At 65.6% G+C, this 17,680-nt stretch carries 14 protein-coding genes; 2 read left to right on the plus strand and 12 right to left on the minus strand.

All coding sequences use genetic code 11. The features are described from left to right. From VGK27_00010 to VGK27_00040, 7 genes are all read right to left on the minus strand, one after another. Positions 1-526, minus strand: a 526-nt coding sequence (locus tag VGK27_00010; protein HEY3488485.1) for a hypothetical protein, incomplete at its 3' end; no start/stop codon positions are given. 56 nt (positions 527-582) lie between these two features. Continuing rightward, positions 583-6,822, minus strand: a complete 6,240-nt coding sequence (locus VGK27_00015; GenBank protein ID HEY3488486.1) for a CxxxxCH/CxxCH domain-containing protein — start codon at positions 6,820-6,822, stop codon at positions 583-585. 179 nt (positions 6,823-7,001) lie between these two features. Further along, complete coding sequence (locus VGK27_00020) at positions 7,002-7,289, minus strand: hypothetical protein (GenBank protein ID HEY3488487.1); 288 nt, start codon at positions 7,287-7,289, stop codon at positions 7,002-7,004. Positions 7,290-7,415: 126 nt separating this feature from the next. Next, entirely contained in the window at positions 7,416-7,868 is a 453-nt protein-coding gene (locus VGK27_00025) for a DoxX family protein (protein HEY3488488.1), read from the minus strand. 64 nt (positions 7,869-7,932) lie between these two features. Further along, entirely contained in the window at positions 7,933-8,487 is a 555-nt protein-coding gene (locus VGK27_00030) for a hemerythrin domain-containing protein (protein HEY3488489.1), read from the minus strand. Continuing rightward, a complete protein-coding gene (locus tag VGK27_00035; GenBank protein ID HEY3488490.1) occupies positions 8,484-9,836 on the minus strand; it encodes a cbb3-type cytochrome c oxidase subunit I in 1,353 nt (450 codons plus the stop codon). Before VGK27_00035 ends, VGK27_00030 begins: the two co-directional genes overlap by 4 nt. A gap of 2 nt (positions 9,837-9,838) precedes the next feature. Then, positions 9,839-10,552: a cytochrome c gene (locus VGK27_00040; protein ID HEY3488491.1), complete on the minus strand. Its 714-nt coding sequence runs from the start codon at positions 10,550-10,552 to the stop codon at positions 9,839-9,841. A 203-nt stretch (positions 10,553-10,755) separates the two neighbouring features. Between VGK27_00040 and VGK27_00045 the strand changes: the two genes are divergently transcribed. Both VGK27_00045 and VGK27_00050 read left to right on the plus strand, forming a co-directional pair. Further along, the gene (locus VGK27_00045) at positions 10,756-13,377 is read left to right on the plus strand and encodes an ATP-binding protein (protein ID HEY3488492.1); all 2,622 of its coding nucleotides are present in this window, start codon (positions 10,756-10,758) and stop codon (positions 13,375-13,377) included. Between the two features lie 121 nt (positions 13,378-13,498). After that, positions 13,499-14,572: a branched-chain amino acid aminotransferase gene (locus tag VGK27_00050; protein HEY3488493.1), complete on the plus strand. Its 1,074-nt coding sequence runs from the start codon at positions 13,499-13,501 to the stop codon at positions 14,570-14,572. A 251-nt stretch (positions 14,573-14,823) separates the two neighbouring features. On the opposite strand, the gene VGK27_00055 is transcribed toward VGK27_00050, so the two are convergent. From VGK27_00055 to VGK27_00075, 5 genes are read right to left on the minus strand one after another with little or no spacing between them, the layout of a single operon-like run. Continuing rightward, positions 14,824-15,171, minus strand: coding sequence for a DUF167 domain-containing protein (locus VGK27_00055; protein HEY3488494.1), 348 nt, complete (start codon positions 15,169-15,171; stop codon positions 14,824-14,826). Next, entirely contained in the window at positions 15,168-15,467 is a 300-nt protein-coding gene (locus VGK27_00060) for a YggT family protein (GenBank protein ID HEY3488495.1), read from the minus strand. The genes VGK27_00055 and VGK27_00060 overlap by 4 nt, the downstream gene beginning before the upstream one ends. 10 nt (positions 15,468-15,477) lie before the next feature. Further along, a complete protein-coding gene (proC, locus tag VGK27_00065) occupies positions 15,478-16,284 on the minus strand; it encodes a pyrroline-5-carboxylate reductase (protein ID HEY3488496.1) in 807 nt (268 codons plus the stop codon). Between the two features lie 2 nt (positions 16,285-16,286). Continuing rightward, positions 16,287-16,994, minus strand: coding sequence for a YggS family pyridoxal phosphate-dependent enzyme (locus VGK27_00070; protein HEY3488497.1), 708 nt, complete (start codon positions 16,992-16,994; stop codon positions 16,287-16,289). Continuing rightward, positions 16,973-17,605 carry a nucleoside triphosphate pyrophosphatase gene (locus tag VGK27_00075; protein HEY3488498.1) on the minus strand — a complete coding sequence of 211 codons (633 nt, stop codon included), beginning with the start codon at positions 17,603-17,605 and terminating at the stop codon, positions 16,973-16,975. The genes VGK27_00070 and VGK27_00075 overlap by 22 nt, the downstream gene beginning before the upstream one ends. Positions 17,606-17,680: the final 75 nt, after the last annotated feature.

Here is a 17,680-nt window from a genome sequence, read left to right on the forward strand (position 1 = left end):
CGACATGGACCCACTGGCCTTTCGCGACCTGCTTGCCCAAGGGGATGAAATAGGACTTTCCGACATTCTGCTTGTCAAGATTTTCGGGAATCTTGTAGTACCAGAGGTTCCCGTAATCCGGATGACGATAAAAGGACAGGAAGGGTGTCGATCCGGCGACCAACGGATCGTACCACTCGATCCTCATGCTGAAAAGCCGTTTGCCGTTGTTGTCGACGAACGAAAACAGCGTTTCGGCCGGCTCGACCTCATTGCGCTGGATGAACAACTCGATGGTCCCCTTCGTCGAATCAGGGACCAGGTCGGCAACCTTGTATTCGACGTAAGCCGGTGATGCGACCGCATGCCCACCTTTCGGGCTGCTCCAGGCCTTGCCGCCTCCGGGAAGGGAGGTGATGGCCCCCCCCCTCAGTACGGCTTTCGAGCGCCCCGAGAAATCTTCGTCGAGAAGCACCTTGGCCTGACCGACGGCGGGAAGGACCGTCAACAGGATCAGCAGCATTAGCGAGGCTATACGGTTCGTCAATTTGAATTCTCCTCCGATTCGAGATCGGGTGTGCGCTTCCATGAATGCGTCGGCCCCTACCAAGGAGTGACTTTGTTCCAGCCGGCGCCCGTCGTGGCATTGTCGGACCACTGTGTAAGCCGATGGCAGTTCTGGGCCGAGGTCCAGCTGGAGATGCGCCGATTCTTGTTGAGCGTGCCGAACTGCGCCCCGGTCGGAAGGCCGACCGCAGCCGTCTGCCACGTATTGTGCTTGACGTCTAGGCAGTTGGTGATCATGAGCCGCGGCAGGCGGGAGGCATGCGGATTGTGGCACTTGGAGCAGAGGAACTGGTGAAACTTGTTGTCCGTCGTGGTTCCGTCGACGGTCGCCATCCAGGTATTCGTGCCGAATGCACGCGGAGTTGCGGTCGGGGGGAACTTGGCAGAGCTGCCGGAATTCCCCCGGAAGCCGTAGGGGCTACCGTCCCCGGGATCGGACGCTCCGGTGAAGTGCATGGCGGGGTTGGTCGTGTTTCCGGCCGTGCCGCCCCGGAGGTTGAAGATGTTGGACGACTTGCCCGACGCGGTGCCGGTTCCGCCGATCGCCGAGTTGGCGTGCCCGTTTCCGGTGCCGACCCAGGAAGCGGCGGGATCGCCGAAGATGTTCATCGTGTTGACCTCGCTGTTGTGGCACAGGACGCAGAGTCCCGCGGAACCGGCAACCGCGGTGGTGTCAGCGCCCGGGGTGTTCTGGTTGATCCAGTACCCGCCCATTTCGGTCTGGGCGGTGCTGCCGCGGGGAACGTTCCGGAACGGCGCCCAAGTTGTGGAATATGCCGTCAGAGCCGTCCCTGTGGGCGCGCCGTCTTCCTTGAACGGGTTACCGCGCCAGGTGCCGCGAAGGTAGGGCTGGCCGGTGACGTTGTCGCTGTAGGTCCCGGGATTGGTGCCCGTCGTGGTGCGCGTCGCCTTGTTGAGGTCGTGGACGTCGTGGCAATAGGAGCAGCGAATGTCGGCCAGCGTCTTGTTGCCGGGACCGGCCGCCTTGGGCTTGCCGGCAGACATGGCCGTGGAGTGCATCGACTGAAGTGCACCGGCCTTGTAGGCAAAGGAAGGCGCCGTCGAAACCGCATTCCAGGTGGCAGGCGTGGTCCCGTTTGCGGCGTACCATCCGTTGTTGTCGGTGGTGTTGGCGGTGCTCAGGGAGCCGTAATCGTAGACCATGGCGCCGGTATTGAAGTTGTTGTTGACGCCGAACTCGGTCTTGGAGGCGGACAACGTGGCGTCGGACCAGTGGCAGTTCCAGCAGATGCGCGCCTCGGTCGTGCCCACCGTGGCGGTGCCGCCCAGATGGATTCCGCCGTTGATGGTGTAGTTGATCCCGAGGACGGCCTGCATGTTCAGGCCGACTCCGCCGTTGTTGTCGGTGTAGTTGTTGTCCGGCAACGGAATCGTGACCGGCGTCCCGCTGTGGCCGGCATGGCAGTACGTGCACTGCGTAACCCAGTTGGTGGCGGCGGAAAGCGCCTCACCCGTGGTTCGCGTCAGGTGGGATCCGTAAGCCGTTGTCCGTTGCCCGTTGCCGGTGGCGTACCCGCCTGCCTTGTCGAAGACCTTTGGGGCGGTTCCAGCGGCGTTCTTGTCGTGGCAAGTATCGCAGGCCGGCATCGGAATGACAGATCCGGAGACGGTTCCAAGAGGGAAGACCGACAGCGGGAAGTCATGAGCGTTTGCGGTTCCGGTCGCGCCTTCGTGGCAGGCGGAACACCCGGCCCTGGTTCCACTGGCGGCGAAGGAGCTGCCGTTGCTGTTGATATTGACCTGGTGGATCGCGTTATCGTGCCGGGCTGATCCAGAGGCGTAGACGTGGCAGACGTCACAGCTTTCGGGCGCACCGTCGTGCCCTTTGCCGCGGATATCGTTGTCCTTGCCGCTGACGTTGAAGTGGGTGGTGTTGTCCCGCCACCCGGCACTGCCGGCGATCGTCTTCCACTGGCCGTGGCACACGTTGCACCGCGGCGAACCGACCACGGTCGCCGTGTTGTCGGCCTCGGTCGACCACAAGCGCTTCCAGGCCCCCCGGTCGGAGTGGCAGCCGATGCCGACCGCGTTGTCGAGGCCGGAGCCGGGGGCGAAGCCGCTGCAGGTAACCCGGTTCCGGTTCACCGTGCAGTCGGTGAAGCTCAGGTTCGGGCGGTTCAGGGTGCCCGCCAGGTTGTCGGCGACCACGCCGTTGATGTGCGTCTGGTTCGGCGACTGCGCAGGCCAGCCGGTGTTCCAGTGGCAGGACTGGCAGCCTCCCTGGCCGTTGAGGCCCACCGGCAGCGAGTTGTCGTGCTTCGTCACGCCCGCGGCGGTCACCGCGTGCAGGCCCGAGCGCGGATTGTTGTCGAGCACGCCGCCCGGAGTGTGGCACATGGAGCACTGCTTCGCCGAACCCGTGTACCAGTTGAACGTCGCCGTCGTGCCCTTCCGGTTGTGGCATTGCACGCTCGTGCAGCTGTTGTCGGTCGTCACGAACGCCGGGGAACCGTTGTCGACCGAGCCCCCCAGCATCCGACTTCCCGTCGCGGGGAACAGTTTGGCGCGCGGGCCCGCCGTGGCGTGCGTGGCGTCCGCAGCGTAGTCGTGGCAGTAGAGGCATATCGCTTGCTGCTGCGCCTGGCTCCACGTCGTGTTGTCGGCCAGGTTATAGCCGCCAAGACGCGTCGCGATCTGGGTCAGGTGGCTCAGGTGATCGCCGTTGTAGTTATAGTCGGCCGTGAGACTGACCTTCGAGGCGGGTCCTACGCCGGGCTTCTGCGGCCAGATCCTGTTCCCCCCGTCGCCGTGGCAACCGGTGCAGGAAGCGCCCAGGTTGTTGTCGTGCGCGTGGCACGACAGGCAGGGCAGGGTCGAATTATGGGACGTATTGTCGGAGGACTGCGTGTAGTACTTCGCCTGGCTCGACGTACCGGCCCCGGTCCCGTGGTGGCAGACCTGGCAAAGCCCCTTGTAGTCGGTCCGGGCCCAGTCGCCGCCGCCGGCGACCATGTTGTCGCTGAGGAACACCAGGCCGGCGTTCAGCTCGCCCGAGGCGCCCCGGGCGCCGTACAGCCCGTCGGTCTTGGGCAGGACGTTGCGCTGCATCATGTAGATGTTGCCGGTCGTGCCGTTGCTGCGATTGCCGTGCGCGTCGTGGCAGTCCCAGCAGAAGGAGCCGCCGCCCGTGTTGTCGGTCGCGTGTTTGCCTCCGTAGTGCGCCGTGTCGACCCGGTCGGTTGCGGCGCCGGTCACGAGCGCCGCGCCGGCGGGCTGGTAGCCGGGAGGCGTCGTCGTCTTGCTGTGGCAAACCAGGCAGGTGGCGTTCCAGCCCGCGTTGGTGTATCCCGTCACGCCCGTCTGGACCTTCAGCCGGAACGGGTTGGTCGACACCCGGTGGGCCACTCCCGCGTCGTGGCAATACGCGCACGGGTTGCCGGTGCCCGCCTTGGTGCCGAAGTCGGCCGGGGGGTTCCCGCTCACGTCGTAATTGGTCGTCTTGCGGCCGTGGCCCGAGTAGAACCACTCGGTGTTGTCGATCGAAGCCGCGACGCCCGCCGCGTACCAGGTCGCGTTCGCCGTCTGGAACTGGTTGGTGTCGCCGGTTCCGAGGTGGCAGTCGCTGCACTGGGGGGAAGCGCCGCCCCACTGCGCCGCGTTGGTTCCGTGGCAGGCGATGCCGGTGCAGGTCGGGACCGTGTACGAGAAGCTGTGCGCCGCGTTGTCGTTGTTGACGTTGTAGAAAGCGTTGACGTGGTTCGTGCGGTTGGAGATCGTCAACCCGTCGGTGGTCGTCTGCGCGTGGCACATCTGGCAGCCGTCGCCCGCCGCGATGTGCTTCGGGTGGCTGTTGATCTTGGGCGAATTGTTGGCGTAGTCCGGGGTGCCGTCGGTGCGGGTGCCGTCGCCGTGGCAATGGTTGCAGGTGATCGCCCCGTTGTCGGTCCACTTCGGCCAGCCGTAGGCGCCGTTGTCGTACACCGACTGGTTGATCTTGGTGCCGGTGCTGTGGCAGTAGACGTTGCTGCAGGTCTTGGACGCGAGGGTGTAAGCCCCGGCGTTCTTGACGTCGTTGTCGTTCGGGTTCCAGGAGACCAGGCTCTGCGGCGCAGCGGCGTTGACGTGCACCGCCCGGTTCGTGATCGTGAGGCCGTCGCTCGTGGTGGCGTAGTGGCAGGTGTTGCAAGCGATTCCGTAGCCCACCGTCGTGTTGTCGACGTGCTTCCGGTGGGAGCCGTACGTCGGCGGATTGGCGAATGTCGCCTTGTGGCAGGTGCCGCAGGCGCCGGAGGTGTTGTCGTTCCATGTCGGGGCGCCGGCATATCCGGACCAGGCGCGGGTCGATGCGGAGTTGGCGTGGCAATAGAGCCCCTGGCATGAGCCGTTGCCGGGCGTGCTCGCGGTGCCGATGCCGGACGCGCCCACGCTCCCGTTGTCGGCCGCGACGCCGTTGTAGGTCGGGCCGAACCCGTTGAGCGGATTGACCGCGCCGTCGAAACGGACTTTCACGTTGGATCCGACGAACTTGGTGGACCAGTCGCTGCCGCTGGAGACGCCCGATGCGTTGTGGACCGCATTCTGGTAATGACAGACGGAGCAGACGTATCCGTAGCCGGTCGTCGGGTCGACGTGCTTGGCATGGATGGAGGAAAGCGGGTGCGTCCCTGCCACGTATGCCTGTCCGGGGTACGCATGGCAGTTGTTGCAGGCCGGCAGGAAGCTGCCGCTGCCGGAGGACGACGAGTGGGAGTGGCATCCGGAGCAATCGGTGCCGGGGCCGACGTTGGCCTGGACGTGCTCGGAGACGTCGTGAAGGATGGTCCCGGGCGTGCCGACGTTGCCCAGCGGCTTCTGATGGCATCCGGGGTTGTCGCAGAGGCTGGCGACCGTCGCGCTGTTGTCGGCGCGCAGGTAGTCCGTCTTGGACCAGTACCGGACGGTCTTCCCCATGATCGTGGACTTGATCATCCGGATATTGTTGTCGACGCCGTTGCCGTGCATGTCGTGGCAATGGAGGCAGGACGCGGAACCGGGTGTCCCGTTGATCTTGCCCGAGCCCGAGTGAAGATGGCGGTCTGCATGGCAGGAACCGGCGGAGCAGTTCGATTCGCCGCTACGCTTGAGGCCGGCTTCCTCGGGGTTGTCGACCACGCCGTCGAAATCGTCGTCGAGACCGTTGGACGCGAGATTCTCGGTCAGCGTCGCCTTGTTTGTGTCTTCCCGAAACAGGCGCTTCGGATTCGTCGGGGAGCGATGCGACAGCGAAGAATCATGGCACTGGATGCAGACGACGCCCATCGCGATTCCGGAGGTCGACGTGGGGCGGCCGTGGCCGACCGCGACGTAGGTGTTGTCGTTGTGGCAGATATTCGTGCAGTTTGAGGCTGCGACCAGGTTGGTGGACTGCGACGGCAGCAGGCGGCCGGTATCGCCGAGCTCTCCGAACAGGCTTTTCTGGGATCCCGAGTAGTGCGTTTCGTGGCAATCGACGCAGTTGGAAGTGCGAAGCGGCGCTTTGCTGGGCTCCTTCAACTGCCCGGTCGATCCGGCGTTGTCGAATGCTCCCCAGCCGTAGTGCCCCATCCGGTAGCCGCCCGTGCCGGCGCCAACGCCGTTGTGGCAGATATTGATGCAGAAGCTGTTGGACGCGTGCGAGATGGCTCCGTTCCACGAGGAAGCCCCGCCCCGAAGCATGACCGGGTTGGCCGTTCGGGTCGCGGAGGAAGCATCGGTGTGCTCCGGATACCCGCCGGGACCCGTGCCGGGGCTGGTCGTATTCGTCACATCGTGGCAGTCGATGCAGCCGACCTGGTTGGCCGGCCCGGTCCAGCTGTTGTCCCAGTTGGACATCCACCGGGTCGTATTGGTATTCGCCGACAGGGAGACGTTCCGGGTGGTGGCGGCATTGTCGAGCGTATAGGTGCGGTCGACGGGGTGTTGGGACATCTTGCCGTTGAACTGCTCCAGGACATCCTTCATGCGGGTAGCGCTGCCGGTGTTGAAGTGGCAGAACGTGCAGCCGACGCCCTTCGGACCGAAGGCGGCCTTGGAACTGGGAACCCGGTTGCCGTTCAGAGATTTCATCGTGGGGATGGATCGGGCTCCCGCGCGAAGGTAGCTCGTGTTGTCCTCGACCAGCGAGGAAGACATCACGTGGCACTGGCCGCAGTCGGTCGTTTCCGGATAGAGATTGTGCTTGGCGAGCGCAGAGGCCGACCCGGGGGAAAGCCCCAGAAGGCTCAGGGACACGATAAACACGGCACAAGCCGAGCGGAAACGTCCGTACGGCGAAATCACGAAGGCGTCTATATGCATCTGGTTCCTCATCCCGCGAAGGTCCGCATTCGCCTCTCGGAGCCCTGATCATGGGCAAGCGACGATCTCGCCGTAAAAACCCGCGAGAAAACCCGAAAGGCAATGATTTGAATGGGGTCCGCCGCCGTCAGGCACAAAAAAGCCGGACGGGCGACATCAGGTGGTGCGCGGAAGCGGAACTAGACTCTGAGGATCTGGTGGTGGGGGGAAAATACAGGAACGATCTCGAGATTGGTCCGTTGGAAATCGTACGTTATGACTTCAGACTGCAGATCGATCGACGTCGGCGGCGCGGAGGCATACTCGCCTCCGCCGAATTCCTGCGAATAATCGTCGTCCGACCGATTGTCCTCGTAGTAGGACAGGCCGGAGTGCGTGTGTGTCAGGGCCTGGTTTGCGACGACGGCCGCGGAAACGAGCGTCAGCAACAGCAGGAGGAGAATCTTTATTTTGGGGAAATTGCGCATACCATCCTTTGGTACGAGTATCGATAATAATTGTTACATAGAGACATCGGATACGCAACCCCTCGTACGCCAACACCCCTCGTACGCACCCCTCGTACGCTCGCCTGCGGCCATCCCCGCATTTCCTCAGCGCGTCCCGGACAGCGCCCCGTCGATCGACAGCGGGCCCGCGCCGCGGATCATGACGACGATGGCCAACCCGATCGCGAGAATGTGATACTCGAAACCTTCCGTCCCCGCCGGGTAGATCGAGGACCAGTTCATGAAGAAGCCGACGTGCGAGTGGACCGTCGCGACGGCGACCGCCATGACGCAGAAGATCCCGAACGCCGCCACGCGGCTCAGGCAGCCGAAGATCAGCCCCAGCGCGCCGAGGAACTCGGCGGCGATCGCCAGAACCGCGAAGGGAGCGGGAATCCCCATCTTGGCGGTGAAGAAACCGTAGGTTCCCGATAAGCCGTACCCGCCGTACCAGCCGAGCACCTTCTGCGCGCCGTGTCCGAAGAAAACGATCCCGAGCGCGAGCCGGGCGACGGTATCCGCGTAATTGTCGGTCGTCGAAAGCAATTTTTTCAGCATTTATGGTCCCTCCCGCGTGTTTGGATGCGGCATGAACATCCTTCGTTGCCCTGAAATATCCCCGCTAGGCGGCATATTCCTCCGCCAGCCGGTGCATCATCGCGTGGAAGGCATCGTGGCGCCCGTGCCCGACCCGCTCCTCCTCGATCCGCGCGAAGGCGGCGGACAGCCCCGCCTGCGTCTCCGGTGACAGGAGCTGGTCGGCGAGCGGGTAGAGCACGTTGTCCTCCTTGCCGATGTGGCCCGTCAGCAGCCCGATGTAGTCCCGGGCTTGCGCGGCGAACGCGACGCCCCCGCTCGCTGCTCCTCCCGCATATTCCCGGGCGGCGGCGGACATCGCCCGGACGAACGCCCGCCCCTGCTCGTGCTCGAACAGCATCTGCCCGATCGGCCCGCCCTCCCGGGGCACGCCGGCCGCCTCCATCGCGGGGAACAGCTGCTCCTCCTCCTTCCCGTGATGGCAGGTGTCGACGAACACCTTGAGGAATTCGAGGATCTGCTCGAGGTGCTGCACGGGGACCGCCTGCCCCGCCGTCATCCTGCCGCACAGCCGGTCGATGATCCGCAGCATGACCTCGACGCCGCGATGCTCTTCCTTCAGCTCGTCCGTAGGCTTCATGATTTTCCCTCCAAAGGCTGATCTGCCGGGACCGGCACAGGCCGGATCGTCAAGAGATCGGTCACGGCGGTCACCACGCCCGCGAAGAAAAAGAGCCCCGCGAACAGGGTGACGCCCATCCACAGCCGCATGTAGGACTGCGCGGTCATGTATCCCAGCCCGAGCACCCGCTCGATGTAGGCCTGGAGCACGCCCGCGACGCCGAAGGTCAACCCCATGACCATCATGGCGATGCACATCAGCCAGAAAGCGACCTTTCCCCGGCGCGGGTCATAGACCTCGATCCCCTTTAACCGGGGCATCGCGAAGTAGAAGGTGGTCAGGTTGAGCAGCGCGTAGGCTCCGAAGAAGGCGAGGTGGCCGTGCGAGACCGTGACCTGCGACCCGTGCGTGTAGTAGTTGATCTGCGGGAGCGTGTGGAGGAAGCCCCAGACGCCCGCCCCGACCAGATGGAAGACGGCGCATCCGATCGCGTAGGTCCAGGTGAGCGGGTTGACGACCGGCGCCCGGCGCCGCTTCACGTGGTGCATCGTGTCGACCAGCATCAGGACGATCGGCAGCGGCTCCAGCGCGGAGAAGACGCCGCCGACCCACAGCCAGTAGGTCGGGGCGCCGATCCAGTAATAGTGATGGCCGGTCCCTGCGACCCCGGTGAAGAGGAACAGGCCGATCTCGACGTAGAGCCACTTCTCGACCACCGCGCGGTCGACGCCGGTCAGCTTCATCAGGATGAACGCCATGATGGAGCCGGTCACCAGCTCCCAGGCGCCCTCGACCCAGAGGTGGATCACCCACCACCAGTAGTACCAGTCGATAACGAGGTTCCGGTAGAAGGGGATGCCGAACAGGTAGAGCCCGGCGAGGAAGACGAGGCCGCCGAGCAGCGTCCCCTGGATGACGGTCCAGCGCCCCGCCCGGATCATCGTCATCCCGATGTTGAACAGGAAGATCAACGCACCGGCGACCACGACGAGGTTCAGCGGGAAGGGGATCTCGAGCAGCGGCCGCCCTTTCGTCCACCCGAAGGCGAAGCCGACCAGCGCAACGACGCCGGTCGCGAGCAGCGCCGCGAGCTGCAGGTAGGCGAGGAAAGGGGACCAGATCTCTGACTGCGATTCTTCGGGGACGATGTAGTAGGTGCCTCCCATGAAGCCGAGCAGCATCCAGAGGACAAGCAGGTTGGTGTGGAACGCCCGCGCGGTGGCGAACGGAAAGACGTCCACGACGGCCTGGGGAACCGTGAACGTGTAGTTGAAGGCGAGGTAGAGCCCGAGGACGACCTGCAGGACGAAGAGCGGCAGGGCGGCCGCGAAGTACCACCAGGCGATCTTCCGGGTGCGATATTCCATCGTCATACTCCCCCCTGCCTCTGCCCGGCGAGGAAACGGGCGACTTCTTCCCGCTCCCGGTCGGTCAGCCCGGTCTGGGGCGGCATCTTCGCCGCCGGGTTCTGCGCCTTGGGATTCCCGATGTAGTTTGCGATGGATTCCCGCGTGCGGCGCGCACCGACCTCGTCGAGCGCGGGGCCGAAGGTGCCGCCGACGCCATGAAGCGCGTGGCAGTTCATGCACCCCTTGGTCTGGAAGACGGCCGCGCCGGGGGAGACGCCAGCGGCGGACACCAACCGCTCGCTGCCCCGGGAAAGCCGCTTCCGGCTGTCTTGCGGCGGCCAGTCGCCGTTCTCGATCCCGCCGACCCAGGTGAAGAAGGCGACGAGCGCATCGATCTCGGCAACGGTCACGTGCTGGTTCGGCATCTTGCGCCAGCCGTTGGCGAAGGCGCGCCCGGGGTCGGAGACCCGGATGCGGATGCCGTCGGCCCCGACCCGCTGCAGGACCCGGGTCAGGTCGGGCGCGTAGTAGCCGCCGAAGCCGAGGATCGTGTGGCAGTCGTTGCAGTTGTACTTCTGGAAGGCGCGCTTCCCGTCGACGACGTGCTCGTCGATCCGGTCGGCGTGCGACAGGGCGACGACCTGGCGCTGGGTGTCGAAGGTGAGGTAGAGGAACAAGAGCGAGGACGAGAGCGTGCCGACGAGGAAGATCCAGAACGCGATGCGTTTGCTCATCCTTCCAGCCTCCTTCCGATTAAGGCAGCTTGAAAAGCGACGGCAACGGCAACGGCAACGGCCAAGGCTTTATCCACCCATCATGGGAACAATCCCGACGGGAGTCAACGATTTCCCGGCCAGGATTGCTGAATATCGCAAAGAATGATCTAATTCCATAAGACAGGTCCGGCCGGCATCTTGCGGGAGGCACCGGGGACGACGTGAGCGGTTATCGGAAAAGCATCCTGTTCCGGCTGAACGTCCTGGTCATCGCCGCCCTGTTGCCGGCGCTCGGCGTCATCCTTTACAACGGCTGGAAATTCCATCGGACCGTCATCGAGAATACCCGGGGGAGCCTGCTCCAGCTCGCCCAGGCCGTTGCCTTCCAGCACGAGGGGCAGGTCCAGGGGCTACACCTTCTGCTGGCCACGCTGGCGGAGGTCCCGTGCGTCCGGGCCGGGGACACCGCCGCATGCGAGCGGCTCTTCCGGAAATCGCTGGAGCAGAACCCCTTCCTGCACGACATCCTCCTGGCCACCCCCGACGGCCGCGTAATCGGCGCAGGGCTTACGAAGCACGCGGGGGCAACCCTTTCGGACCGGAAATATTTCAGGGACGCGCTCGCGACAGGACGTTTTTCCGCAGGCGAGTACGAGCCGGGCCACCCGGGCTGGTACCCGCCGCTCAACTTCTGCCTCCCGGTCCGAGGGGGGGACGGCCGAGGGCGCATCACCCGGCTGCTCGTGGCCTCGCTCGACCTCGACGCCTTCGCGGGCTTCTGCCGCCGCCTCAACCTGCCCGAGGGATCCACGTTCAACCTGAGCGACCACCGGGGAGTTCTGGTCTATCGCTACCCGCGTCATAATACGGTCGTCCCGGGAACTCCCGACCGGCCCGAACTGCGCCGGCAGATGACCGGTCCCGATGAGGAAGGCTCCTTCTTCGGCGTCGGCCGCGACGATGTCCGGCGCCTGCTCGCGTTCAAGCGGCTCCGGCTCTCCCCCGACGCGCCCCCCTATCTCTACATCCGGCTGACCGTCCCTGAATCCTCCATCCGGACCGCCTCCCTTCGAAACGAGCGAAACAGCCTGTACCTCCTGGCGCTGTCCACCCTGGGGGCGCTGGCGGCTTCATGCGTCCTCGGCGGCCCGATCATCGGGCGGCGGCTGAAGCAGCTTGTGGCCGCCACGCGGCGGGTCGGGCAGGGCGAGCTGGCCGCCCAGACGGGGATTCCCCATGACGAATCCGAGATCGGCCAAGTGGCCGCCTCTTTCGACGACATGGCCCGACGACTCGAATCGGTCGACCGGGAGCGGAAGAATTCCCTGGATGCACTGCGCACCATCCTGCAGACGGCGCTCGACGGCTTCCTGGTGACCGACCTCGAGGGACGCATCCACGACGTCAACGAGGCCTTCTGCGTTATGACGGGATACGCGCGGGAAGAGCTGCTCTCGATGCGGCTGTCCGACCTGGAGACCGAGGTCAAGCCGGGAGAACTGGATGCCAAGATCCGCGACATCGTCCGGACAGAGGGCAGCCGAGTCGAAACGCGTCACCGCCGGAAGGACGGAACGAAGGTGGACCTCGAGATCAGCACGCGCTATCTCGCGCAGGAGGGCGGGAAGATCATCTCCTTCTTGCGGGACATCACCGGGCGGAAGCGGGACGAGGCGGAGCGCCGCCGGCTCCAGATCCAGATGCAGAACGCGCAGAAGCTCGAAAGCCTGGGCGTGCTGGCCGGCGGGATCGCCCATGACTTCAACAACCTGCTCTTGGTCATCCTCGGCAACATCGACCTGGTCAGGTCGGGCGAGCCGCCTTTGCCTCCGGCGATGCGGCAGAGGCTGTCCGATGCCGACAAGGCGGCGCAGAAAGCCGCGGAACTGTGCCGGCAGATGCTGGCCTATACCGGCGGGGAGCCGCTTGCGGTCGAGCGGGTCGACATCGCCTTGGTCGTGAAGTCGATGGTCCCGCTGCTCGAGATGTCCGTCTCGAAGAAGGCTTCGCTCCGTGTCGACTGCGCCCCCGGGCTTCCTTCCGTGCCGGCCGACCCGGGGCAATTGCGGCAGGTCGTCATGAACCTCGTCGTGAACGCATCCGAGGCGCTCGAGGGAAAGACGGGAGTGATCACGCTCTCGACCCGGGTCGAGACGCCTCCCCCCGGCGTCATCGACGAGGGCGCCCGGGGGGCCGGGCTTCCGGCGCGAGTGTACGCCTGCATCGAGGTGACGGACAACGGCTGCGGCATGAAGCCCGCGATGCGGGAGCGCATCTTCGACCCGTTCTTCTCGACGAAATTCACGGGCCGGGGGCTCGGGCTGGCGGCGGTCCTCGGGATCGTCCGTGCGCACCACGGCGGGATCGCCGTCGAAAGCCGCCCGGGCAAAGGATCGCGTTTCAGGGTCTACATTCCCCTCGCCGAGGCGGCGTCTCCTTCGTCGGCCGATCCTCCGGCCGACGAAGGATGGACGGCCGGCGGGGTCGTGCTCCTGGTCGACGACGAGGAGATGGTCCGCGATGTGGGCGCCGAGATGCTCGCCGGCATCGGATTCCGCGTCATCCTGGCCGTCGACGGGGTCGAGGCGCTCGAGCGCTACCGGGAGCACCGGGGTGAAATCTCCCTGGTGATCCTGGACCTTACCATGCCGCGGATGGACGGCGAGGAAACGCTGAAAGCGTTGCGCGGGATCGACCCGGGCGTCCGGGTCCTGATCGCGAGCGGCTATCGGGAGGAGGGCGGCGGGCGGTTCGAGAAGATGAACCGTGTCGGCTTCCTTCCCAAACCGTACCGCATCGCCGAGCTCCGGTCGCAGGTGCGTCGGGTGCTCGAACGGGCCTGAAAGCCACCCCTGCCACACAATCCCGGAATCATGACTGCCCTCCCGATATCCTGTCCATGTGGTAGAATGTCGGGTCCGGCTCGCCGGAAACGATCTCCTGAACGAATGAAAGGACGCCCCGATGGAAATCTCCTGTAATCTGCTTCCCCCCGCCCGACGTCGCCCCCGCCCGACCGACGAAAGCAAGCTCGGCTTCGGGGCGATCTTCACCGACCACATGGTCCGGATCGAATATTCCAAGGGCAGGGGATGGCATGACGCCCGAGTCGAGCCTTACGGCCCGATCACCCTCGACCCGGCGGCGATGGTGTTCCACTACGGCCAGGAGATTTTCGAGGGTCTCAAAGCTTATCGCGGGAAGGACGGCGCGCTCCTGACGTTCCGCCCCGAGGCCAATTTCGAGCGGCTCAACCGTTCCGCGTCCCGGCTCTGCCTGCCCGAATTGCCGGTCGAAGCGGCGCTGGCCTCCCTGTTCGCCCTGCTCAAGGCCGATGCCGACTGGGTCCCCTCGACGCGCGGCACCTCGCTCTACATCCGGCCCGCGATGATCGCGACCGAGGCGGGGCTGGGCGTCCGCTCCGCCGGCGAGGTGCTCTTCTTCATCATCGCCGGCCCGGTGGGCAACTACTATGCGCGCGGGCTCGAGCCGGTCAACATCCTCGTCGAGGAGAAGTATGTCCGCGTGCCGCGCGGCGGCACGGGCGAGGCCAAGACCGGCGGCAACTACGCCGCAAGCCTCCTCGCGGCCAAGGAGGCCAAGGAAAAGGGATTCGACCAGGTGCTCTGGCTCGACGCCGTCACGCAGACGACGATCGAGGAGGTGGGGACCATGAACATCTTCTTCCTGGTCGGGGACGAGCTCGTCACGCCGCCGCTGCTCGGGTCGATCCTCCCCGGCATCACCCGCGATTGCGTCCTGAAGATCGCACGCGACCACGGCTGGAAGGTCTCCGAGCGCCCCATCAGCATCTCCGAGATCCGCAATGCGGCGGCCGACGGGTCGCTGCGCGAAGTGTTCGGCACGGGTACCGCGGCCGTCATCTCCCCCGTCGGGATGCTCAAGTACAAAGACGAGACGTTCCCGGTGAACGGCGGGCAGATCGGCGCGATGGCCAAGCAGCTCTTCGACGAGATCACCGGCATCCAGTATGGCGAGCTCCCCGACCGGTTCGGGTGGGTGCACCGCGTCGAATAGTCGGATCGGTTGGGTGTAAACACGCACGCCCGGCGGAATCCGCCGGGCGTGCGCTACTGATAACCGTTCATTATCACGCCATTACGTTATCGATAGTGTTTGGCACATGGGTTGCACATGTATGACGGCAGTGGATGCGCAGCGCGAAATCGCAGCGTTTCCCTGCCCCCGCCGGAGGGTTCGAAGATTACCCCCACACGACCCTCCGGCACCCCCTTTTTTCTCCCGACATCGTTTCGTGCGGCTTGATTTCAGCGACGCTTGCTACCAGGAAGAGGGGCGGGACCGACGCCCAGCCTGGCATAGGCGACATCCGGGGCGAGACCGTGGATCCGGACCAGTTTGTTGCGGCCGTGGTCGCCGGCGACGAGTTCAAGTTGGCCTTTCGCGAGACCGAGCGCCTTCGCCAGGAAGCGGATCAGCGCCTCGTTGGCCTTTCCCTCGACCGGCGGAGCCGTAAGCCGGATCTTGAGCACGCCCTCGGACAGCCCCGAAACCTCTTCCCTGGACGACCTGGGCTGGACGCGGACCGCGAGGACGAACGGTTGCTCGGTGTCGACCGACGATGCGGCGGCAGGGGCTGCGGGGCGGCGGCTCACGGCATCCGGAAGGCGAGCTCCCGCAGCGAGGCCACCAGGAAATATTTCAGGAAATAGATCGCCAGGATCACGACCATCGGTGTGAAATCGATGGTCCCGGCGAAGAGCGGCAGCCGGCGCCGCAGGAACCGGAACACCGGGTCGGTCACGGAGGAGATCGCCCGGACGATCGGATTGTACGGGTCAGGATTGACCCACGACAGCACGGCCCGGGCGATGACGATCCACATGTACCCCGTCAGGGCGATGTCGAGCACCATCGCCAGCGCCGTGATGAAATTTCGCGCGATGAACATCTTTTCCCCCCTACTTCGACAATTCGCGGCAACGCTTCCAGGCTGCCTCGACGGCCGTCATCACGAGCCCCCGGAATGCGCCCTGTTCGAGCGCCACGACCGCGGCCGCTGTGGTCCCGCCGGGCGACATCACCATGTCCTTGAGACGCCCGGGGTGCTGGCCCGATTCGCGCAGCATCCGGGCCGACCCCTCGACGGTCGCCACCGAAAGCTTCATCGCATCTTCCCGGGTCAAGCCTGCCCGCACGCCCGCGTCGGCCATCGCCTCGATGAACATGAACACGTAGGCCGGGCCGGAGCCCGAGACCGCCGTCACCGCGTCGAGCAGCTCTTCCTTGGGCATCTCGACGACCACGCCGAAGGCGCCGAAGAGCGCCATCGCGGTTTCCTTCTGGACCGCCGAGACACGCGGGCTGCAGAAGATGCCCGTCGCGGCCATCCCCGCCATCGCGGGCGTGTTCGGCATCGCCCGCACGACCGCACTGTCGTTTCCCAGCTCGGCCATGAGTGTCGCCAGGGGAACGCCCGCGGCGATCGAGATGAAGAGCATGCCCCTGGACGCCCCGGACGGCAGCTCCCGGAGCGCGGAAGGGACCACCTGCGGCTTGACCGCGACCACGACCGTGTCGCACGCGGCCAGCATCCCCTCGACCGTCGCCGCCGCCGTCACGCCAAATCGGGCATGGAGATCGGCGCAGCGCTCGGCGCGTACGTCGAATGCGAATACTTTCTCGGGAGGCAGAAGTCCCGCGTCGATCACGCCCTTGATCATCGCCTCGCCCATGTTCCCCGCCCCGATGAATCCCAATCCCTTCATGGTCACCCCTCCCGTGCGCCGAACAGGGCAGTCCCGATGCGAACCATCGTGGCCCCCTCCTCGATCGCCGTCTCGTAATCGTCGGACATCCCCATCGACAGCTCCGTCATCCCCGGCGCAACGCCGCGGACCGATGCCAGGAGCGTGCGCAGCCGCGCGAAGTAAGGACGGCTCCCTTCGGCGTCTCCCGTCATCGGAGGAATCGCCATCAGTCCCCGCAGCGCCAGGTTCGGCATCTTCCCGATCGCCTCGACGAGTCCCGGGAGGCCTTCCGGATCGACGCCTCCCTTGCTCTCCTCGCCGCCCACGTTGACCTCGATCAGCAACGGCATCGTGCGCCCCGCCTCGGCCGCCCTCCGGGAGATCTCGGCCGCCAGCCGCGCGGAGTCGACCGTCTGGATGCAGGAAAAGAGCGAGACCGCCTTCTTGACCTTGTTGCCCTGCAGCCCGCCGATGAAGTGCCAGGTCGCATCGGAGAGCGCCGCGACCTTGCCCTCGGCCTCCTGCAGGTAATTCTCGCCGAAAACGGTTACGCCCGCCGCGTGCGCCTCGAGCAGCTTGTCGACCGGCTGCCGCTTGGACACCCCGACCAGGAGCACCTCTTCCGGGCGGCGCCCGGCCCGGGCGGCCGCTTGCGCGATGCGGCCGCGGACCTCGGCGACCCGCTCCCGAACAGAAGGGGCGCAGCTCAAGCCCGTTCCCCGGCCCACCGGTACCATCCGGGCCCGTCGGGATCGACGTCGAGCAGATGCGCCGCCTGAAGCATCGAGATCGTCTTCGCCATCGGCAGCCCCACGACGTTGCTGAACGACCCGGAGACGCGCTCGATCAGCGCGGTCCCGGCGCCCTGTGCCGCGTAGGCGCCTGCCTTGTCGTCGGACTCGCCCGTGCGCAGGTAGCCCTCGATCTCGGCGGGGGAGAGCGCCCGGAACCGGACGCGCGTCGCGCCCGTCGCGTCGGCCCGGTAGGAGCGGTCGGCCCGGAGCAGGCAGACGGCGGTGTAGACGCGATGCTCGCGGCCGGCCAGGAGCGACAGCATCCGGAACGCCTGCCGGCGGTCGGACGGCTTGCCGAGAATCTTCCCGTCGAGCGTCACGATCGTGTCGGCCGACAGAACCCATGCCCCCGGAAAGCGGACGGACACCTCGTACCCCTTGTCCCAGGCGGCCCGGCGAACATAGCGGCGGGGATCTTCGCCCGGAAAAGCCGCGCTCTCTGCGGCGCGCGACGGGATCACCCGGAAGCGGATGCCGGTGGCGCGGAGCAACTCGCGCCTGCGCGGGGACGCGGAGGCCAGGATGAGGGAGGCGGAGGATTTCACGGTGCTCCATTATAGTCGGGATCGCGCGTCCTTGACCCCGGCAATCTCGTCGTGTTACAAAAGGAAAACCTTATA

The sequence above is a fragment of the Candidatus Deferrimicrobiaceae bacterium genome (genome assembly GCA_036504035.1).
In the GTDB taxonomy this organism is placed as follows: Bacteria; Desulfobacterota; Deferrimicrobia; order Deferrimicrobiales; family Deferrimicrobiaceae; genus JANXPS01.